Genomic DNA, 20,153 nt, shown 5'->3' on the forward strand with positions numbered 1-20,153 from the left:
ATTCCCATGTCCGTCGCGCCCGACGCCCGTCCGGTGGCGGTGGTCGGGGCCGGCTGGGCCGGTCTCACCGCCGCCCTCGCGCTGGCGCGCGCCGGCCACCCGGTGCACCTGCTGGACAGCGCGGCGGTGGCCGGCGGCCGCGCCCGCAGCCTGACCCTGGACGGCACCACACTGGACAACGGCCAGCACATCCTGGTGGGCGCCTGCGAAGCGGCGCTGGCACAGATCCGCTCGGTCGGCGTCGACCCGGAGCAGGCCTTCCACGCCCTGCCCTTTGGCCTGGAACTGCGAGCCGCCGACGGCACCGAGGCCCTGCGCCTGAACCCGGCCTCGCCGCGCCTGCCGGCGCTGGGCCGCGCGCTGTACGCCGCCCTGAAAACCGAGCCGCTGCGGGTGCGGCTGCGCGCCACCCTGGGCGCGGTCGGCCTGCTGCATGGCCCGCTGCATCAGGATCGACCGGTACGCCCCTGGCTGCAGTACCACCACCAGCCGCCCGCGCTGATCGAGCGCCTGTGGGAGCCGCTGTGCCTGGCGATCATGAACACCCCGCTGCGCAGCGCCTCGGCGCGGGTCTTCCGCGAGGTGCTGCGTGAGGCCCTGACCCACGGCCCGGAGGCGGCTCGCCTGCTGCTGCCGGCGCAGCCACTGGGCGCGATCTACCCGGAGCCGGCGCTGGCCGAACTGCGGGAACGCGGCGCCAGCATCGACCTCGGACGGCGCATCCGGCACATCGAACTGCCCGACGACCCCGGATCGGGGGCTTCGCCGGTCATGCTGGAGGATCGCGGTGGCCGGCGCATCGAGGCACGCGCCGTGATCCTGGCCACCACCCCGGCCGCTGCCGCCGGGCTGCTCCCCGAGGCCGCCGACCCGGGCGACCTGCGCGAGCGCATCCGCGGCATGGGCGGGCGCAGCATCTGCACCGTGTACCTGCGCTACCCGCGTGCGGTGGATGAACTGCCGCCCCTGCTGGGGCTGCTGGGGCAGTACGGCCAGTGGGCGGTACCGCGCCGCGTCGGCGGCCATCCGGAATGGGTGGCCGTGGTCACCTCCGCCGCCGACGACGCCGCACCCATGGATGCCGACACCCGCTGCGCGACGGTAGCCGCGGAACTGGCCCGCTGCGTACCCGGACTGGACACCCCGGTCGCGCAGCACGCGGTCTGCGAACGCCGCGCGACCCTTGATGCCAGCACCGGCATCGACACCCGCCGCCCCGAACCGCGCACCGCGCGCCGGGATCTGCTGCTCGCCGGGGACTATCTGGTCCCCGGACTCCCTTCCACCCTCGAAGCCGCGGTGCGCTCCGGTTTAGAATCGGCGCATCTGCTCATGGAGGATCTCTCTTGACCGACACCCCGCTCGACATCCCGAAGCTGATCGACTATCGGCCCGAACCCGGCGCCTTTGCCGACCGCGTGATCCTGGTGACCGGCGCGGCCGATGGCATCGGGCGCCAGGTCGCCGAGGCCTGCGCCGCTGCCGGGGCCGTGGTGGTCCTGCTGGACAAGGACATCAAGGGCCTGGAGCGCGTGTACGATGCCATCGAGGCCGCCGGGCACCCGCAGCCGGCGATCTACCCGCTCAACCACGAGGGGGCCACGGTCAAGGACTATGGCGAGATGGCCGAGAGCATCCGCGACTCGCTCGGCCGGCTGGACGGCGTGGTGCTCAATGCCGGCTGGGCCGGCACCCTGACCCCGCTGAAGCAGTACGACCCGGAGCTGTGGTTCAAGGTCGTCAACGCCAACCTGAACGGGCCGTTCTTCCTGGTGCAGGCGGTCATTCCGCTGCTGGAAGCCAGCCCGACCGGCAGTCTGGTGATCTCCACCCAGGACGCCAGCCGCGCCTACTGGGGCGCCTTCGGCATGGCCAAGGCGGCGCAGGACAGCCTGCTGGGGATCCTGCACCGCGAACACCGTCACGAAGGCGGCTTCATCCACGTCAACGGCTTGGACACCGGCCCGGTGCGCACCCGCTTCCGCCGCGCGCACTACCCCGGCGAAGACCCGGCCAGCCTGCCGGCGCCCGAGGACACCGTGGGCCCGTATCTCTACTTCCTCGACCCCGGCGACCCGGCCGTCACCGGCCACAACCTGCGCCTCGAAGGCCACCTCCCGATCCGCCCCCTGCCCCCGGATTACGACGGCTGATTCCGGCCCCGATCGGCCGGAGGGCCGGCCTCCTACCGCTCCCCGACCCGCCGGTAGGAGGCCAGCCCCCTGGCCGACCCGGCAGCAGACCTGCCCCCGGTCGGCCGGCCGGAGGGCCGGCCTCCTACCGCTCCCCGAACCGTCCGCAGGAGGCCAGCCCCTGGCCGATCCGGCACCAGACCTGCCCCCGATCGGCCGGAGGGCCGGCCTCCTACCGCTCCCCGAACCGTCCGCAGGAGGCCAGCCCCTGGCCGATCCGGCACCAGACCTGCCCCCGATCGGCCGGAGGGCCGGCCTCCTACCGCTCCCCGAACCGTCCGTAGGAGGCCAGCCCTCCGGCCGATCCGGCACCGGACCTGCCCCCGATCGGCCGGAGGGCCGGCCTCCTACCGCTCCCCGAACCGTCCGTAGGAGGCCAGCCCCCTGGCCGATCCGGCACCAGACCCGGCCCAATCGGCCGGGTGGCCGGCCTCCTACCGTTTGCCCGGGCCCTTCTTCGGGCCGCCCTTGCGCCCCGGCTTGCGGCCGGTCGGGGCCGGCCGTGCGGCCTTCTCCACGCCCAGGTGCTGGGTACGCACCTCGCCGCCGCGCTGCCGGAGCGCCTTGCCGCCGCGGGTCACGCGCCCGCCGGCGGCCGGTCGCGCCCCGCCGCCCTTGCTGCCACCCTTGCCCCCAGTACCCGCCGGCTGCCAGGTGGGGATCAGGTGGTGCTTGCCGTTGCCGATCAGGTCGCGCCGACCCATGCGCTTCAGCGCATCACGCAGCAGCGGCCAGTTATCCGGGTCGTGATAGCGCAAAAACGCCTTGTGCAGCCGCCGCGCCCGCGCCCCGCGGGCCACGGAAAGCCGTGAATCCGCCCTGCGCCGCACGCCCCGCAGCGGGTTGCGCCCGGTGTGCCACATCGCGGTGGCCAGGGCCATGGGACTGGGCAGGAAAGCCTGCACCTGGTCAGCGCGGAAGCCATTGCGCTTGAGCCACAGAGCGAGGTTGAGCATGTCCTCGTCAGTGGTGCCCGGATGCGCGGCGATGAAGTACGGGATCAGGTACTGCTCCTTGCCCGCCGCCTTCGAATACTTGTCGAACATCGCCTTGAAGCGGTCATAGGTACCCATCCCCGGCTTCATCATGTGACCGAGCGGGCCCTCCTCGGTGTGCTCCGGGGCAATCTTCAGATACCCGCCGACATGGTGCGTCACCAGCTCCTTCACGTACTCCGGCGACTCGATCGCCAGGTCGTAGCGCAGGCCCGAGGCGATCAGCACCTTCTTCACCCCCGGCAGCTCGCGCGCCTTGCGATACAGGCGGATCAGCGGGGCGTGGTCGGTATTCAGATTGGAGCAGATCCCGGGATACACGCAGGACAGGCGCCGGCAGTTCTTCTCGATCTCGGGATCCTTGCAGGCCAGGCGGTACATGTTCGCGGTGGGTCCGCCCAGATCCGAGACCACGCCGGTAAAGCCCTCCACGCGATCGCGCATCTCCTCAATCTCGCGCAGGATGCTGTCCTCCGAGCGGCTCTGGATGATGCGCCCCTCGTGCTCGGTTATGGAACAGAAGGTGCAGCCGCCAAAGCAGCCGCGCATGATGTTCACCGAGAAGCGGATCATCTCCCAGGCCGGGATGCGCGCATCGCCGTAGGACGGATGCGGGGCCCGCGCATAGGGCAGATCGAACACCGCGTCCATCTCCGGGGTCGACAGCGGCACCGGCGGCGGGTTGAGCCACAGCTCCTTGTCGCCGTGGCGCTGCACCAGCGCCCGCGCGTTGCCCGGGTTGGTCTCCAGGTGCATCACCCGCGAGGCATGGGCGTACAGCACCGCGTCGCCCTTCACCTGCTCGAAGGCCGGCAGGCGGATCACCGTGCGGCTGCGCGGCGTGCCCTTCGGGATCTCGCGGTGGAAGCGCACCACCTGCGCTTCGGCATCGCTCCCGGATCCCGTGCCCGATTCCTGCCCGGTCGCGCAGGCCTGCGCCGAGGTCTCCGCATAGGGATCCGGGTTCGCGTCCACCGGCCCCGGGGTATCCACCTCGGAGGAATCCAGCACCACGTGATCGCCCGGCACCCGGTCACGCAGGAACGCGGTGCCGCGCAGATCGTTGATCTCGCGCGGATGCTCGCCCCCGGCCACCCGATGCGCCAGTTCCACCAGCGCGCGCTCGGCGTTGCCGAACAGCAGGATGTCCGCGCGCGAATCCAGCAGCACCGAGCGGCGCACCTTGTCCTGCCAGTAGTCGTAATGGGCGATGCGCCGCAGGCTCGCCTCGATCCCGCCGATCACCACCGGCACGTCGCGGAAGGCCTCGCGCACCCGCTGGCTGTACACGATCACCGCGCGGTCGGGGCGCCTGCCGTGCACGTCACCGGGGGTATAGGCGTCGTTGGAGCGCTTCTTCCGTTCCGCGGTGTAGTGGTTGACCATCGAGTCCATGTTCCCGGCGGTCACGCCGAAGAACAGGTTCGGCCGCCCCAGCGCGCGGAACGGCTCGGCCGAGGTCCAGTCGGGCTGGGCGATGATGCCGACGCGAAAGCCCTGCGCCTCCAGCAGGCGGCCGATGATGGCCATGCCGAAGCTGGGATGGTCGACATAGGCATCCCCGGTGACCAGCACGATGTCGCAGGAATCCCAGCCGAGCTGGTCCATCTCCTCGCGCGTGGTCGGCAGGAACGGCGCCGTGCCGAAGCGTTTGGCCCAGTACGGACGGCGGTCGAACAGACCGGGTACGGTCTCGTCGGCGATAACGGGTACGGAAGCGGACATGCGGCCTCGTTCCGGGGATTCCGGAGCACTGCGATCGGGTAATCGCCCATTACACGCGCGCGCGGCCCGGGCTTCAACCGGACCCGCGCGCGGCAGGGGCTTCAGACGTGCCGTGCGTCGCGCACGCCGGCGTACTGCACCCCGGCCAGACGGGCCAGATCGCGATCGAAGGTCGACAGGTCGTTGGGGCCGAAGTCCTCCAGCCGCGCATGACCGCAGGCCCGCGCCAGCACCCGCGCCAGTTCGGTGGCGTCGGTCAGGAACCGGCCCAGACGCGCCGCCCCGGTCTCCACATCCAGGCGCGCACGCAGCTGCGGATCCTGGGTGGCCACGCCGGTGGGGCACTGGTTGGTGTGGCAGATGCGCGCCCCCACACAGCCGATCGCCTGCAGCGCGGCATTGCCCAGGGCCACGCCGTCGGCGCCCAGCGCCAGGGCCTTGACCCAGTCCGCCGGGGTGCGCAGCCCGCCGGTCACCAGCAGCGTCACGCGGCCCGAGGCCCCGGTGGCATCCATGTGCCGGCGTGCACGCGCCACCGCCGGGATAGTTGGCACCCCCATGTGGTCGCGCAGCAGTGCCGGCGCGGCGCCGGTACCCCCGCCGCGACCATCGAGGATGATGTAGTCGGCGCCGGCCTCCAGGGCAAAATCGATGTCCGCCTCGATGTGGTGCGCGGCCAGCTTGAAGCCGAACGGGATGCCGCCGGAGCGCTGGCGCACGTCATCCGCGAAGCGGCGGAAATCCTCCGGCGTGCGCAGCGCCGGATCCGCGGGCGGCGAGACCGCGTCGCGCCCGGCCTCAATCCCGCGCGCGGCCGCGATCTCGTCGGTCACCTTGGAACCGGGGAGCACGCCGCCCACGCCGGTCTTGGCCGCCTGCCCGGCCTTGAAATGGAAGGCCTGCACCCGCTCGGGCACCGTGTCGTCGTAGCCGAAATGCGCCGGACCCAGCTCGAACAGATAGCGCGAGGCCGCCTCCGCCTCCTCCGGCAGCATGCCGCCTTCGCCGGAACACACCCCGGTGCCGGCCTGTTCCGCGCCCCGCGCCAGCGCCATCCGCGCCTCGCGCGACAGCGACCCGTAGCTCATGTCGGTCACCAGCCACGGCATGGACAGGCGCAGCGGCCGCTGCGCCTGCGGCCCGATCACCAGCTCGGTGGCCACCTCCGCCCCGGCCTCCAGCGGCCGGCTCGCCAGCTGGGCCGCCAGCAGCTGCAGCGCATCCCAGCCCGGCAGGTCGTCGCGCGGCACGCCCATCGCCACCGTCGGTCCGTGGGCACCCAGCCCGTCCAGGCCGTCGCGCGCCAGCGCATGGATGAACTCGACATGCGGCTCGGTCGCGGTCGCGCGCGGATCGGGCGGCGCGTCGGATCCGCCGTTCCCGGCGTTCCCGCCCGGCTCCGACGCCGGTTCCGGCGCCTCCCCGACCTGCGCGTCCAGCCCGGCGTGCGTACCGTCACAATAGGGCAGATTGCCCGACTGCTTGCACTGGCACAGAAACGCCTCGCCATCCTCCTGCGCGGTAAACGCCAGCGGGCCCAGGCCCGTCCCCGCGTGGGAACCGTCGCAGAACGGCTGGTTCGCCGAACGTCCGCAGCGGCAGAAGTAGTACTCCTTCCCCTTCTCCAGCTCCACGCCACGCGGTTCCAGTGCCGCAATCACGGGTCGGCTCATCGTGTCCTCCTGTCGGGTTGTCCGGCTCACCCGACATGAACCCACAAACCCGCACCCCGGCGCAAACCGCCCGACCCGGCCGCCCCGTCTGGGCGCGATGACGCCCGCGGGCGTATCATGGGGAATCGTGCCATCTGCCCCCGGGAGCCCCGCATGAACCAGGTCGACCACCGCAACACCCGCCGCGACTACACCCGCGCCGAGCTGCGCCGCAGCGACCTGACCCCGGAGCCCGCACAGCTGCTGGCCCGCTGGCTGGAAGAAGCGCGCGAGGCCGGCAACCCCGATCCCACCGCCATGACCCTGGCCACCGCCGACGCCGACGGCCAGCCCTCGGCGCGCATCGTCCTCTTCAAGCATTTCGAGGGCGAAGGCCTTTGCTGGTACACCGACTCGCGCAGCCACAAGGGCCGCGACCTCGCCGAGAACCCCCGCGCCGCGCTGCTGTTCTACTGGCCCGAGACCGAACGCCAGATCCGCGTCGAGGGCAGCGTCAGCGCCCTGCCCGCCGAGCTCGCGGACGACTACTTCAGCCAGCGGCCCGGCGGCAGCCGGCTGGCCGCCGCCGCCTCCCTGCAGAGCCAGCCGGTGGATGACCGCGCCACCCTGGAGCAGCGCGTGAAGGACCTGGAACAGCAGTACCCCGACGGCAACGTCCCCCGCGACCCGGCCTGGATCGGCTACCGCCTCGCTCCCGAGCTCTTCGAATTCTGGCAGGGCCGCGCCAGTCGCCTGCACGACCGCTTCACCTACCATCACAACGGCGAACACTGGGAAATCACCCGCCTGATGCCCTGAACCGCCGATCCTGAAGCGCGCCATGCGGGCGGCCCGCATGCGGGAGCCGGGTTCCCTCACCGATTATCCACGGCAACCCTACCGCCCCCGCCTCCGAATCTGCTAGGATGCGCACCGCTACTGGCGACGGTCGCAACAACCGACCGGGTCGGAGCACGGAGAGGTGCCGGAGTGGTCGAACGGGGCGGTCTCGAAAACCGTTGTACGCGCGAGCGTACCGAGGGTTCGAATCCCTCCCTCTCCGCCAGATTCAGGTAAAGGGGCCCGCGTGGCCCCTTTTCTATGCATACCCCCATGGCCGGAGGGATTCGAACCCGAGGAATGGAAAAGCCGGGTTCGACGGGCGACGCGCCAGCGAAGCCCGAACATCGCCGCAGGCGATGGCCCGAAGGGCGAGCCACAACGTGGCGAGTAATCCCTCCCTCTCCGCCAGATTCAGGTAAAGGGGCCCGCGCGGCCCCTTTTCTATGCGCATCCCCCCGCAGGCGCCCGTGAACATGCCCGCAGGATGCCGGCCCTCGGGCCGATTCCCCGTCCGGCCAATCCCTGCGCCTGATCGGCCAGAGGCTGGCCTCCTACCTGCGGGCGTTCAGCCCCCTTGACCGGACGCCGCCGGAGCCTTAAATTACGCGTCTTCCGGGGCGGTTAGCTCAGCGGTAGAGCACTGCCTTCACACGGCAGGGGTCGCTGGTTCGAACCCAGCACCGCCCACCATATCTCCCGGAGAAGCGGCCCGTGGCATTGCCCGGGCCGCTTTTTCGTGTGGGGTAATGCCCGGTGAGGCGTCGGCCCTGTGGGAGGCCAGCCCCCTGGCCGATCGGGCTCGGGATATGCCGCATCGCCCAGAGGGCTGGCCTCCTGCGGAATTCTGGCGGAGAGGGAGGGATTCGAACCCTCGAGGGGCTTGCACCCCTGCCGGTTTTCAAGACCGGTGCAATCAACCACTCTGCCACCTCTCCGGAGGCGCACATTCTCCGCGACCACCCCGCGGCTGGCAACTCGGCCGGTCACCCCGCAATCCATCGCCTATACGCTATATGTCGCATAGAAAGAGTTTGATAGAAGAAAATAACGATCTTCCGTAAAATCGCGGCCCTGTCCTTCCCGGCCGGATCCGCCTCCCGCGATTCGGCACCGGCGCCGAGCCTCCTGACGCGACGCCGGACGAAGACGCCGCGGCCCCGGCCGCCGGCACGAACTTCAGTGACCGCCCCGGGGACCGGCGACGGGGCGCAACCCGAGGCCGACCATCATGAATTCGATGCTGCTCAATCTGTTTCCCTTCCTGCGCTGGCGTCCCACCAAGGACACCATCAACGCGGATCTGATTGCCGGCATCTCGGTCGCCCTCGTCCTCATCCCGCAGTCCATGGCCTACGCCCAGCTGGCCGGGCTGCCGCCGGTCTACGGGCTGTACGCCTCCCTGCTGCCGGTGATGATTGCCGCCCTCTGGGGCTCCTCGAACCAGCTGGCGACCGGGCCGGTAGCGGTGGTCTCGCTGCTCACGGCCTCGGCCCTGATCCCGTTCGCCGCCGAGGGCTCGTCCGAGTTCATTGCCCTGGCGATCATACTGGCCTTCATGGTCGGCGTGGTGCAGCTGGTACTGGGACTGTTCCGGCTGGGCTCGATCGTCAGTTTCATCTCGCATCCGGTCATCGTCGGCTTCACCAACGCCGCAGCCATCATCATCGCCCTGTCGCAGCTCAACAAGATCCTGGGCGTCCCGGTCGACACCAGCGGCCATTTCATGGTCGGCCTGTGGGGCGTGGTGCAGCAGATCGGCGACGTGCACCTGCCGACGCTGGCCTTCGGCCTGGGCGCGATCGCGCTGATGGTCGCCATGAAGCGCGTGGTCCCGAAGATCCCCGGCGTCCTTGTCGCCGTGGTCGTCACCATCCTCATCAGCTGGGCCATCGGCTACGAGCAGAAGGCCGAAGTGGCGGCCGACCGGGTCGCACCGGCCGACGTGGTCGCCCTGGCCGAAGAGGTCGACTCCCGTTCCGGCGCGCTGGCCGACATCGAACAGCGCATCCGCGAGCTGGAGGCCGAGGTCGACGAGGTCGAACGTGCCGAGGCGGTACGCATCCGTCACGAGATCGATACCCTCGGCCTGGAGCGCGACGAACAGCGCAGCGAACTGCGCGATCTGCGCGACCAGCTCGGCGCGATCAGCCTGCGTCGCGTCCCCGGCGAAGACGACGCCCCGGCCCGCTTCATCCGCGAGGGCCACCTGACCGATGCGGAACGCGAACGGGCCGACGGCACCGACTGGCGCATCGAAGAGGTCGACAACGACACCATCCACCTGGACGGGGGCGGCAAGGTCGTCGGCAGCGTGCCCCAGGGCCTGCCTGCTCCCACCCTGCCGGAGCTGAGCCTGGGCAACATCACCATGCTGCTCACCAGCGCCTTCGTCATCGCCCTGGTCGGCTTTACCGAGGCCATCGCCATCGCCAAGGCCATGGCCGCGCGCACCGGCCAGCGGCTAGACCCCAGCAAGGAACTGATCGGGCAGGGCCTGGCGAACATTTCCGGGGGCTTCACCCAGGGCTATCCGGTGTCGGGGTCGTTCTCGCGCTCGGCGGTCAACCTCAATTCCGGGGCCAAAACCGGCCTGTCGTCGGTCTTTACGGCGGTGATCATCGGCATCGCCCTGCTGTTCCTGACCCCGCTGATCTACCACCTGCCGGAGGCCGTCCTCGCCGCCATCATCATGATGGCCGTCGCCGGGCTGGTGAACTTCAAGGCGATCAAGCACGCCTGGGTGGCCAACAAGCACGACGGCATCGCCGCCATCGTCACCTTCCTGGCGACCCTGGCCATGGCCCCCAACCTGGATTACGGCATCCTCACCGGGGCGGGCCTCGCGATCATCCTGTATCTCTACCGTTCGATGCAGCCGCGCGTGAGCGAACTGGCCCGCTACGAGGACGGCACCCTGCGCGAGGCGCGCCGCTACGGCCTGCAGACCGACGAAAAGATCGCGCTGATGCGCTTCGACGGTTCGCTGTACTTCGCCAACGTGCCCTACTTCGAAGACGCGGTCCTGGACCTGGCCGCCAGCCATCCGCAGGCGAAATACATCATCATCGTCGGCAAGGGGATCAACGAGATCGACGCCTCCGGCGAGGAGACCGTGCACCAGCTCGTGCATCGGCTGAAGGCACGCGGCGTCACCCTGGTGTTCGCCGGCGTGAAGGCCCAGGTGCTGGAGGTGATGGAACGCACCGGCCTGGACGAGCTGATCGGCAAGGACAACATCTTCCGCAGCACCGACCGGGCCGTCGAAGTCTGCCGTGAACGCGTGGGCGAAACGCGAGTCGAAGAACAGACCGGCCAGGAGGGCCGGAGCTGACCCGGGCCCGGCCCGGAGTCCGGCGCGGGTGGCTGCACGGCGCGGCCCTCGGCTGTACACTGACCGCATATTGAACCCAAGGAGGAAACGACCGTGTCCAGAGACCAGATCGTCCGCTCGAAACAGAACCCGTCCAGCACGGGCTCCATCAGCGAGACCATTTCCACCAACAAGGTCATCCGCCAGACCTACACCCTGCTGGCCCTGACCCTGGCCTTCAGCGCGGTCACCGCCTTTGTCGCCATGGCCATCGGTGCCCCGCCGGTCCACTGGATCGTGATGCTTGGCGTGCTGATCGGCGGCCCGTTCGCCATCCACTTCACGCGCAACTCGGTCTGGGGCCTGGTGCTGACCTTTGCCTTCACCGGGACGCTCGGGTTCTTCCTCGGCCCGATCCTGTCGATGTACCTGGGGCTGCCTAACGGCCCGCAGATCGTCGGCAACGCGTTCACCGCCACCGCCGTGGCCTTCGTGGCGCTGTCCGGCTATGCGCTGGCCACCAAGAAGGACTTCAGCTTCCTCGGCGGCTTCATCGTGGTCGGCCTGATCGTGGCGCTGCTGGCGATCGTCGCCAACATCTTCCTGGCGATCCCGGCGCTGTCGCTGGCCATCTCCGCGGCCGTGGTGCTGCTGCTGTCGGCGGCCATCCTGTTCGACACCAGCCGCATGATCCACGACCAGGAGACCAACTACGTGGTGATGACGGTGTCGCTGTACGCCAACCTGTACGTGATGTTCCTGCACATGCTGAACCTGTTCCACGCCTTTATGGGCGAGAACTGACGCGCCGGCCGAGCCCGGACCCTCCCGGACTCGCCAGCACGCGGGCCCCGCTCCGGCGGGGCCCTTTTTGTTGGCCCCTGCCCTCCGCCCGATCGCAACGCTGAAGCCATGGCCGAACCGAACCTGCCCTCCGCCCCCCGCGCCGTCTTCCTCGACACGGCGACCGTCGACCGCGACGACCTGGACTTCGCCCCGCTGGACCGCGCCGCCCCGGGCTGGGTGCGCCGGGAACGCACGCCCGCCGAACCCGACGCCATCAGCGAATGCCTGGACGGGGCCGACATCGCCATCACCAACAAGGTGGTCCTCGACCGCGGCGTGCTCGAACGCAGCCCGCAGCTCAAGCTGATCTGCGCGGCCGCCACCGGTTTCAACAACATCGACGTGGCGGCGGCGCGCGAGCTCGGCATCGCCGTGACCAACGCCCGCGACTACGCCACCGACTCGGTGGCCCAGCACGTGATGGCGCTGCTGCTGACCCTGGTCACCCGGCTGGACGACTACCGCGCCGACATCCGCGCCGGGCGCTGGAGCGAGTCCGACCAGTTCTGCCTGCTCGACCACCCGATCCGCACCCTGTCGGGCATGCGCATGGGCATCGTCGGGCGCGGCGTCCTCGGGCAGGCCACCGCGCGCCTGGCCGAGGCCTTCGGCATGCAGGTGCGCTACGCCCGCAGCCTGCGCGACGCGGAGCCCGCCGCGGATCCTGCCGCGGATAACGGGCGCGTCCCCCTGCCGGAGCTGCTGGAGACCAGCGACGTGATCTCGCTGCACTGCCCGCTGACCGACGCCACCCGCAACCTGATCGACGAAGACGCCCTGGACCGGCTGGGCCCCGACGGCCTGCTGATCAACACCGCCCGCGGCGGCCTGGTGGAGCCGCGGGCCCTGGCCGAAGCCCTGCGCGAGAAACGCATCGCCGGCGCCGGCATCGACGTGCTCGAGCCGGAACCGCCGCCGCCCGATCATCCCCTGCTCGCCCCCGACCTGGCGCGCCTGGTGCTGACCCCGCACACCGCCTGGGCCGCGCGCTCGGCACGACAGGCGGTGCTGGAGGAGATCGCCGCCAACATCCGCGCCTTCGCCGCCGGCGAGACGCGCAACCGCGTTGACTGAACGCGCACCGGGAGCCCGCATGGCCGCCAGCGACCCCACCCCCGAACAGCGCATCGCGACCCTGGAAGAACGCCTGGCCTATCTGGAATTCAGCCAGGAGGAACAGGCCCGGGTACAGGCCGAACTGCAGCAGGAGAACCAGGCCCTGACCCGGCAGCTCGAATGGCTCCACGGCCGCCTGCGGGCGCTGGAAGCCGCCGCCGGTGATGGCAGCGCGGGCGGGCAGGACACCCCCGAACCCCCGCCGCCGCATTACTGACCGCGGCCCCGTCAATGACCCTCGAACTGCGCCCGGTCCCGGAAGACGATCCGCGCGCCCGGGAGCGCACCCGGACCCTGCAGCGCCGACTGGAAGCCGCCGGCTACGTCCATGGCGGCGACGCGGCGCTGACCCTGGAAGTGGAAGCGGACTGCCTGAGCCTGGTTCTGCAGGGCGGAAAGACGCCGCTGCGCCTGACCCCGGACTTCGTGCGCGGCCGGCAGGGCTACCGCCACGCCCGCGCGGCCCACGAGACCCTGGTGCGCGCCGTGGGGCGCGTCGGCGAGCACGCGCACATCGTCGATGCCTCCGCCGGACTGGGCCGCGATGCCCTGCTGCTGGCCGCGCGGGGATGGCGGGTGAGCGCCTTCGAACGGCATCCGGTCGTCGCCCTGTTGCTGGAAGATGCCCTGCAGCGCGCCGCGCACGCCGGCGACCCGGCCCTGGCCGCAAGCGCCGCACGCGTGCACCTGTTCCCGCAGGCATTCGCCGCCGACGCCCTGCCCGCGCCCGCCGATGCGGCGGTGTTCGACCCGATGTTCCCGCAGCGACGCAAGAACGCCGCGGTCAAGAAAGACATGCAGGTCCTGCAGGCGCTGATGGAGGCCCCGGACCAGCGTCCGGGCCAGGCATCCCGGGCGGAAGACACTGAAGAACACGATGCCGCAAGCGATACGGAAAGCGACGCGGCCGCCACGCTCGCCGCGCTGATCCCCGCCACCCGCGGCCGCGTGGTGGTCAAGCGCCCCGCCGGTGCCGCCCCTCTGCCCGGCACCACGCCGGTCTCCGCCATCCAGGGCCGCGCAGTACGCTTCGACCTCTACCGCGCCTGATCGGCCAGGGGGCTGGCCTCCCACAGGCCAAGCCCGGCGCCCGATCGGCCAGGGGGCTGGCCTCCCACAGGCCAATCCCCTGCGCCGGATCGGCCAGGGGGCTGGCCTCCCACGGCACCCAGCCGGTAGGAGGCCGGCCCTCCGGCCGATTCCCCGTCCGGCCAATCCCCTGCGCCGGATCGGCCAGGGGGCTGGCCTCCTACGGCACCCGACCGGTAGGAGGCCGGCCCTCCGGCCGATTTCCCGTCCGGGCCATCTCCCGCGCCCGATCGGCCAGGGGGCTGGCCTCCTACAGACTAATCCCGGCGCCGGATCGGCCAGAGGCTGGCCTCCTACAGGTCGAACCCGACCTCCGGGATCAGGAGCCGCCGAGGATCAGCCGTTCCCCGTCCCCGTGCAGCCGGTATTGCGGGATCTCCAGGTTGCGCGCCCCGGGCTGGTCGCGGAACACCCGCCCCGCGGCGTCGTAACGCCCGCCGCGACAGCGGTCCTCGAAGCCGCCCGGCCAGCCGTCGGCCTGTTCCGGATGCACCAGGTCCAGCTCGCAGCCCAGATCCGCGCTTTCGCCGTAGACCACCAGCCAGTCCGGCGTGAAGCTGCGCTCGGGCAACGCCAGCCCCTCCGGCTGACGCCCGCGCCGCGCCTGCGGATCGCGCAGGGCCTCCGCCTCGACCGCCTCCAGCGACTCCAGCAGCGCCGCATCGCGATGCACCACCAGCACGTGCCGTCCGTTCCAGCGCAGCCGCTTCACCTCGCCCGCCTCGATCTGCGCCAGATCCAGGCTCCGCGGCTCCGGCCCCGAACCGCCCGGCAGCGACACGAACTGCGCGGAAAACGCCAGCGCCAGCGCGACCACGCCCCCCAGCGCCATCAGCTTCAGCAGCACCCGCAACCGCAGTCGCCGCAGTGCGGTCTCCGGATCCGGCGAAGAACGGAGCACGATGACGTTACCTCCACAACAAAAGATTGCGAGAACCCACTGCAAACGGTGCCCCGGCCCTTCACGGGGACGGGTCAGCGGCATACACTACCGGCATGCCTACCTCCAATCGAGAATCCATCCGCAACGACCGGCGCTACGTCGGTCTCCACAACGACCTTTACGGCGGCATGACGCCGATCGGCAACATCATCCGCGATGCCTGGGTGTTCGGCATCCTGCCGGAAGATCAGACCTGCGAGGGCTGGGAGATCGGCCAGATCCAGGCCCTGCAGAGCCAGGTCAACGCCAAGTGGGACGAGTACGGCCTGCGCCCCTCCGCCCTGCCGGAAGAGCTGCGCGAGCGCCACGAACGCATCCACAACGAGGCGATCGAGCGCGCCCGCGAACACGGCTGGGTCCCCGGCCGCGACATCGACAGCGACATGGACGACAACGGCTGAGCCGCGCGCGCCCGTCATGATCCGCACCCTGATCGTCATCGGCGCCGCGCTGGCGGCGATCGCCGTGGTCCTGGGGGCCTTCGGCGCCCACGCCCTGGAACAGCGCCTGTCGGAACGCGCCCTCAACACCTGGCACACCGGCGTGCAGTACCACTTCATCCACGCCCTCGGCCTGCTGCTGATCGCCGCGCTGTGGAGCCAGCTGGCCACCGGCTGGGCCACCGCCGCGGCCGTGGCCTTTGTCACCGGCATCCTGCTGTTCGCCGGCAGCCTGTACGGCCTGGCCCTGGGCGCCCCGCGCATGCTGGGAGCGGTCGCCCCCGTCGGCGGTACCCTGTTCATCCTCGGCTGGGTCGGCGTCGCCATCGCCGCGTGGCGCGCGGGTGGATAGGCAACCGCTCCGCGGCGTCCCTATAATCCGCGCCATAGCCGTTACAGCCCATTCCGAGCCGGAGATCCCATGAGCCAGCCTTCCTTTGCCGTGTTCGCCGAACAGACCCTGGACGACTTCTACGCCCGCCTGAGCGACCACCCCGACCTCGGGGACCTGGATATCGACCTGATCGACGGCGTGCTGACGCTGGAGTTCGAGGACGGCGCGCAGATGATCCTCAACCGCCAGGAAGCGGCCGAGCAGATCTGGCTGTCCTCACCGGAAGGCCCGGCGCATTTCGGCTACGACGAGGCCTCCGGCCAGTGGCAGAACGACCGCACCGGCGAGACCCTGGAAACCACCCTCGCCCGGGTGCTGGGCGGCAAGCTGGGCACGTCGATCGAACTCTGACCCGCCCGCCGCGCCGGAACCGGCGTCCTCAGGAACCGTCCCGATCCCCGCCCCGAGGTCCTTCCCCGGTTTCCCCGGTGGCACCGCGGCGGGACGGCTCCGCGGACTCCTCGCCCGGCTCGCCCGAGTCACCCGGCTGGCCAACGTCCCCGTCGATCGCCCTCAGGTGATTCTCCACCTCCGAGAGCACCGCGTGGGCGCCGTCTTCCTCCAGCGCCAGATCCAGCGCCTTCAGCGGCTCCGCCGTCCCCGCCTCGCCGCGCAGCCCGGTGCGCGCCAGCCCCAGCGACACCAGCCGGAACTGGCGAAAGAACAGATACGCCAGCGTCGCCAGGATCAGCGCGACCCAGGGCTGCTCGTTGAAGGCCATCCAGGCCGCCACGCCATACGCCAGAAAGGTGATCACGAAGATCACCACGGCGACCTTGTGCGCCCGTGCCACGATGCGCTCGAAGACATCGCGGTGCTCGAGGATGAAGTCGGGTTCGAAGTGCATGGTCACCTCAGGCGGCCGGGGCCGTCGGCGGTTCGATCACCTCGGTGCCGCCCAGCCACGGGCGCAGGCGCTCGGGGATGCGCACGGAACCGTCGGCCTGCTGATGATTCTCCAGCAGCGCCACCAGCGCGCGACCCACCGCCACGCCGGAACCGTTCAGCGTATGCAGCAGCTCCGGGCGCTCGCCCGCCTTCGGGCGGAACCGCGCCTGCATGCGCCGCGCCTGGAATGCCTCGAAGTTCGAACAGGACGAGATTTCGCGGTAGGCCTGCTGCCCCGGCAGCCAGACCTCCAGGTCGTAGGTACGTGCGGCGGAAAAGCCCATGTCGCCGGCCGACAGCAGCATCACCCGGTAGGGGATCTCCAGCGCCTGCAGCACCTTCTCGGCATCACCCAGCAGGCCTTCCAGCGCCGCGTCCGATTCCTCCGGCCGGACCACCTGCACCAGCTCCACCTTCTCGAACTGGTGCTGACGGATCAGGCCACGCACGTCACGGCCATAGCTGCCCGCCTCCGAGCGGAAACAGGGCGTGTGCGCCACCATCTTCAGCGGCAGCTCCTCCGCCTCCAGGATCTGCTCGCGCACCAGGTTGGTCAGCGGCACCTCCGCCGTGGGGATCAGCCGGAACTTCTGCTCGCAGTCCACCGAGAACAGGTCATCGTCAAACTTGGGCAGCTGCCCCGTGCCCACCAGTGTCTCCGGGTTGGCCAGGTACGGGACGTAGGTCTCCTCGTAACCATGTTCGCGGGTATGCAGGTCCAGCATGAACTGCGTCAGCGCGCGGTGCAGCCGCGCCATCTCCCCGCGCATCACCACAAAGCGCGCACCCGCCACCCGGGTCGCCCCCTCGAAGTCCAGGCGCGCCCCCGGCTCGCCCAGCTGGATATGATCGCGGCAGTCGAAATCGAAGCCGGGCGGCTCGCCCCAGCGGCGAACCTCTTCGTTCGCGGCCTCGTCCAGGCCCTCGGGCACGCCCGCCTGCGGCAGGTTGGGCACATGCAGCAGCAGATCGTGCAGCTCGGCCTGAATGCCCTCCAGCTCGTCCTCGCAGCCCTTCAGCTCGTCGCCCATGCGCGAGACCTCCGCCTTCAGCGGCTCGATGTCCTCGCCCCGCGCCTTCGCCTGCCCGATCGCCTTCGACCGCGTGTTGCGCTCCGCCTGCAGCTCCTGCGTGCGCACCTGCAGCTCCTTGCGGCGCGCCTCCAGGCGCTCGAACCGCTCACGGTCCAGGGTAAAACCGCGCCGCGCCAGCGCGGCCTCGGTGGCGTCCAGATCCTGACGCAGACTGCGGATATCCAGCATGGGTTAAGCCGTCGACCAGTAGTAGTGGAAACCGCGCAGTTTAAGCCAAACACCCCGCCCCGTGCAGGCCGACACCGCGCAACCCCCCTCCCCAGTGGAGGCCGGCCCCCCTTGCCGATCGGCCCGAACCTGGCACCGGATCGGGTTGTAGGAGCGGCCTCGGCCGCGAACCGCACAGCCCCATCGGCCAGAGGGCTGGCCTCCTACACCGACCGCCACCCTGCAGGAGCGGCCTCGGCCGCGAACCGCACGACGCCAGGCCCCACGCAAGACCTTCGCGGGCAAGCCCGCTCCCACAGAACCCCCTACCCCCGGTAGGAGCCTGCTCGCAGGCGAACGAGGCCGATCACCTCCGAGCTCTCCGGGAACGAGCGTCGACACCGTCAAGAGCTGGGAAGCCAAACGACGCAACCCTACCGGACTGGCCGCCAAGGTTCTGGCCACCATCCAGGACAACCCGAACTTCCATAACGAAATCGCTGCACACTGAGCACCGGATCGGGCAGAGGGCTGCCCCCGCACGGCACCATGCGATTCCAGCCCGCTACCCGGGCTCGTCCAGGAGCTGCCTTACCGTAGCCAATGGGAGGAACAGCCTGCGAGGATTGGAAGGTAGCGGGGCGAACCCGTACCCCTCATACAACGCTTGCCTTCGTGCCATGCGATCCGGGTCGCCACAATCCAGGACATCCAGCATCACAACCGCGAGTCCGATCTGCTCCGCGGCCCGGGCGATGCGCGTCAGGGCATCGATGAGCAGGTCTCCCCCAATACCGCTTCCACGATAGCGCTCGTCCCGGCCCATCATCGAAATGAACGCGGCGGGGATGGATCCATGCGCAGGACGGGTCCGGGCATACCGTGCGGGCAGCCCCTCGTAACACACCGCGTGGGCGTTGAGCGTGTAAAAGCCGGCCACCGCACCATCGGGCGCCGCCATCACATACAGCCGGACGTTACCCGCTTTCGCCAGCTTGTTCGCGCTAACGCCGCAGCGGAATCCCTTCCGGTTGTGCCGCTCCGGATCGAACGGCTCAATGACGAAGGGCCGCTCACCGGCCCCCGCCATTACCCGGAGACCGTCCGCGCGCGACTGCGCCGGGCGGCCTCACGCAGCGCTTCCGTCGGTTCCGGGGGAGTCTCCAGGGCCGCGAAAAACGCCGCGTGGTCCTCGGCACTCAGCACCGTGCGCTCATGCGTGGCAATGGTCTCCAGCGCCGCCTGATAGGCCGCGTTGATCACGAACGACGAGTCATCCATCCCGGATAGCGATGCCGCCCGGTGAATGGCCTGCTTGATCCGGGGCCGGGTCCGAAAATGCATCCGGGCGTCGTTGCGCTCATCACCTTCGCCAGATGGGTGATTGACCGGATCCATGGCATGCTCCGCTTTGATCGAGCTTCCAATGTACGCCGCTTATGCGTACACGGCAACACCCGCCGCATTCGCGGGCAAGCCCGCTCCCACAGAACCCCCTCCCCCCGCAGGAGCCTGCTCGCAGGCGAACGATCCCGAATGCCCCGCCCCACGCCCCCGGCGCCACCGACCCTGACCTACAATCCCCTTCAATGAAACAAAACACGTGAGGCATTCCATGGAACGGAACATCGTCTTCTGCTGCGACGGCACCGCCAACCAGAAGGGCGAGGTCAACACCAACGTGGTGCACCTGATCCGGCGCATCCCCACCACCGCCCGTCAGGTCTCGGCCTACGAGCCCGGCGTGGGCACCTTCTCCCCGTTCGGCATGCGGCGCGAGAACATCATCGGCACCACCCTGGGCAAGCTGTTCGGCCACGGCCTCACCGCCAACATCGAGAACGGCTACCGCTTTCTGATGCAGCAGGTGCGGGAAGGGGATCGGGTGTACCTGTTCGGCTTCTCGCGCGGTGCGTATGCGGTGCGCGCACTGTCCGGCATGCTGCGCAAATGCGGGCTGCTGCAGCCCGGGCGGGAAGATCTCATCGCCGAGGCCTCGCGCCTGTACACCGGGCGCGACAACCAGGACGACGCCGCGAGCTTTCGCAAGCAGCACACCCGCCCCTGCCCGGTGCACTTCATCGGCGCCTGGGACACCGTCGGGTCACTCGGGTATCTCTACCGCAACCGCCGCTTCTTCGACACCCGCCTCAGCCCCGAAGTCACCCACGCCCGCCATGCCCTGGCCATCGACGAACGCCGCCCCAAGTTCGAGGCCCTGTTGTGGGATGACACCCGCGTGGAATCCGGGCAAACCCTCAAACAGCTCTGGTTCCCCGGCGCCCACGCCGATGTCGGCGGCGGCTACGAACAGCGCCAGCTCGCCGAAATCGCCCTGCAATGGATGCTCGAAGAAGCCGCCGAAGCCGGCCTGATCGTCAAAGAACCCCACGAACCCGCCATCGCCCCCGACCCCGCCGGCCCCATCCACGAACCCTGGAACACCTGGGCCGGCCGCACCCTGCGCCTGCTGCACCTC

At 70.1% G+C, this 20,153-nt stretch carries 19 protein-coding genes, 3 tRNA genes, 1 other RNA gene and 1 pseudogene; 16 read left to right on the forward strand and 8 right to left on the reverse strand.

The features are described from left to right. Positions 1-6: 6 nt before the first annotated feature. On the forward strand, positions 7-1,350 hold the full coding sequence (gene hpnE / locus F573_RS0112160; RefSeq protein ID WP_019022807.1) for a hydroxysqualene dehydroxylase HpnE: 1,344 nt from the start codon (positions 7-9) through the stop codon (positions 1,348-1,350). Continuing rightward, positions 1,347-2,153: an SDR family NAD(P)-dependent oxidoreductase gene (locus tag F573_RS0112165; RefSeq protein ID WP_019022808.1), complete on the forward strand. Its 807-nt coding sequence runs from the start codon at positions 1,347-1,349 to the stop codon at positions 2,151-2,153. Before hpnE ends, F573_RS0112165 begins: the two co-directional genes overlap by 4 nt. A gap of 473 nt (positions 2,154-2,626) precedes the next feature. Here the strand turns inward: F573_RS0112165 and F573_RS0112170 are convergent, their stop codons facing one another. Next, a complete protein-coding gene (locus F573_RS0112170; RefSeq protein WP_019022809.1) occupies positions 2,627-4,912 on the reverse strand; it encodes a YgiQ family radical SAM protein in 2,286 nt (761 codons plus the stop codon). Positions 4,913-5,013: 101 nt separating this feature from the next. Continuing rightward, positions 5,014-6,585 carry a glutamate synthase-related protein gene (locus tag F573_RS0112175; RefSeq protein ID WP_019022810.1) on the reverse strand — a complete coding sequence of 524 codons (1,572 nt, stop codon included), beginning with the start codon at positions 6,583-6,585 and terminating at the stop codon, positions 5,014-5,016. A gap of 153 nt (positions 6,586-6,738) precedes the next feature. Between F573_RS0112175 and pdxH the strand changes: the two genes are divergently transcribed. The 4 genes from pdxH (at position 6,739) to F573_RS0112190 (ending at position 8,097) form a co-directional block, all read left to right on the forward strand. Next, complete coding sequence (pdxH, locus tag F573_RS0112180; RefSeq protein ID WP_019022811.1) at positions 6,739-7,383, forward strand: pyridoxamine 5'-phosphate oxidase; 645 nt, start codon at positions 6,739-6,741, stop codon at positions 7,381-7,383. A gap of 157 nt (positions 7,384-7,540) precedes the next feature. After that, positions 7,541-7,630, forward strand: a tRNA-Ser gene (locus tag F573_RS0112185). 38 nt (positions 7,631-7,668) lie between these two features. Then, a non-coding RNA gene (locus F573_RS14905) (RtT sRNA) lies at positions 7,669-7,815 on the forward strand. A 207-nt stretch (positions 7,816-8,022) separates the two neighbouring features. Beyond that, a tRNA-Val gene (locus F573_RS0112190) sits at positions 8,023-8,097 on the forward strand. A gap of 155 nt (positions 8,098-8,252) precedes the next feature. Here the strand turns inward: F573_RS0112190 and F573_RS0112195 are convergent. Then, positions 8,253-8,342: transfer RNA gene (locus F573_RS0112195), tRNA-Ser, on the reverse strand. A 293-nt stretch (positions 8,343-8,635) separates the two neighbouring features. Here F573_RS0112195 and F573_RS0112200 point away from each other — a divergent pair. The 5 genes from F573_RS0112200 (at position 8,636) to F573_RS0112220 (ending at position 13,729) form a co-directional block, all read left to right on the forward strand. Continuing rightward, positions 8,636-10,738, forward strand: coding sequence for a SulP family inorganic anion transporter (locus tag F573_RS0112200; protein ID WP_019022812.1), 2,103 nt, complete (start codon positions 8,636-8,638; stop codon positions 10,736-10,738). 93 nt (positions 10,739-10,831) lie between these two features. After that, on the forward strand, positions 10,832-11,521 hold the full coding sequence (locus F573_RS0112205; protein ID WP_018870750.1) for a Bax inhibitor-1/YccA family protein: 690 nt from the start codon (positions 10,832-10,834) through the stop codon (positions 11,519-11,521). Between the two features lie 108 nt (positions 11,522-11,629). After that, positions 11,630-12,637, forward strand: coding sequence for an NAD(P)-dependent oxidoreductase (locus F573_RS0112210; RefSeq protein WP_019022813.1), 1,008 nt, complete (start codon positions 11,630-11,632; stop codon positions 12,635-12,637). A gap of 19 nt (positions 12,638-12,656) precedes the next feature. Then, positions 12,657-12,896, forward strand: coding sequence for a SlyX family protein (locus tag F573_RS0112215; protein ID WP_018870752.1), 240 nt, complete (start codon positions 12,657-12,659; stop codon positions 12,894-12,896). A gap of 14 nt (positions 12,897-12,910) precedes the next feature. Beyond that, the gene (locus F573_RS0112220; RefSeq protein ID WP_019022814.1) at positions 12,911-13,729 is read left to right on the forward strand and encodes a class I SAM-dependent methyltransferase; all 819 of its coding nucleotides are present in this window, start codon (positions 12,911-12,913) and stop codon (positions 13,727-13,729) included. Positions 13,730-14,087: 358 nt separating this feature from the next. Here the strand turns inward: F573_RS0112220 and F573_RS0112225 are convergent, their stop codons facing one another. After that, on the reverse strand, positions 14,088-14,669 hold the full coding sequence (locus F573_RS0112225) for a ubiquinol-cytochrome c reductase iron-sulfur subunit (RefSeq protein WP_026300909.1): 582 nt from the start codon (positions 14,667-14,669) through the stop codon (positions 14,088-14,090). Between the two features lie 95 nt (positions 14,670-14,764). Between F573_RS0112225 and F573_RS0112230 the strand changes: the two genes are divergently transcribed. The 3 genes from F573_RS0112230 to cyaY all read left to right on the forward strand — a co-directional run bounded on the left by F573_RS0112230 (position 14,765) and on the right by cyaY (position 15,896). Beyond that, the gene (locus F573_RS0112230; protein ID WP_019022816.1) at positions 14,765-15,112 is read left to right on the forward strand and encodes a hypothetical protein; all 348 of its coding nucleotides are present in this window, start codon (positions 14,765-14,767) and stop codon (positions 15,110-15,112) included. 16 nt (positions 15,113-15,128) lie between these two features. Then, positions 15,129-15,503, forward strand: a complete 375-nt coding sequence (locus F573_RS0112235) for a DUF423 domain-containing protein (protein ID WP_019022817.1) — start codon at positions 15,129-15,131, stop codon at positions 15,501-15,503. Between the two features lie 69 nt (positions 15,504-15,572). Beyond that, entirely contained in the window at positions 15,573-15,896 is a 324-nt protein-coding gene (cyaY, locus tag F573_RS0112240; protein WP_019022818.1) for an iron donor protein CyaY, read from the forward strand. Positions 15,897-15,924: 28 nt separating this feature from the next. Here cyaY and F573_RS0112245 read toward each other — a convergent pair whose 3' ends face one another. Further along, positions 15,925-16,392 carry a collagen-like protein gene (locus tag F573_RS0112245; RefSeq protein WP_019022819.1) on the reverse strand — a complete coding sequence of 156 codons (468 nt, stop codon included), beginning with the start codon at positions 16,390-16,392 and terminating at the stop codon, positions 15,925-15,927. Between the two features lie 7 nt (positions 16,393-16,399). Beyond that, on the reverse strand, positions 16,400-17,695 hold the full coding sequence (gene serS, locus F573_RS0112250) for a serine--tRNA ligase (RefSeq protein ID WP_019022820.1): 1,296 nt from the start codon (positions 17,693-17,695) through the stop codon (positions 16,400-16,402). A 364-nt stretch (positions 17,696-18,059) separates the two neighbouring features. Here serS and nadS point away from each other — a divergent pair. Beyond that, positions 18,060-18,185, forward strand: a pseudogene (nadS, locus tag F573_RS15570) (NadS family protein); the annotation flags it as partial. 54 nt (positions 18,186-18,239) lie between these two features. Here nadS and F573_RS0112255 read toward each other — a convergent pair. Continuing rightward, the gene (locus F573_RS0112255; protein ID WP_019022821.1) at positions 18,240-18,764 is read right to left on the reverse strand and encodes a hypothetical protein; all 525 of its coding nucleotides are present in this window, start codon (positions 18,762-18,764) and stop codon (positions 18,240-18,242) included. Further along, positions 18,764-19,072, reverse strand: a complete 309-nt coding sequence (locus F573_RS0112260) for a DUF1778 domain-containing protein (RefSeq protein ID WP_019022822.1) — start codon at positions 19,070-19,072, stop codon at positions 18,764-18,766. Before F573_RS0112260 ends, F573_RS0112255 begins: the two co-directional genes overlap by 1 nt. A 217-nt stretch (positions 19,073-19,289) precedes the next feature. On the opposite strand from F573_RS0112260, the gene F573_RS0112265 reads away from it, so the two are divergent. Continuing rightward, on the forward strand, positions 19,290-20,153 hold an 864-nt coding region (locus tag F573_RS0112265; RefSeq protein ID WP_019022823.1), incomplete at its 3' end, for a DUF2235 domain-containing protein.

The sequence above is a fragment of the Thioalkalivibrio sp. ALE23 genome (assembly GCF_000378545.1).
Taxonomy (GTDB): Bacteria; Pseudomonadota; Gammaproteobacteria; order Ectothiorhodospirales; family Ectothiorhodospiraceae; genus Thioalkalivibrio.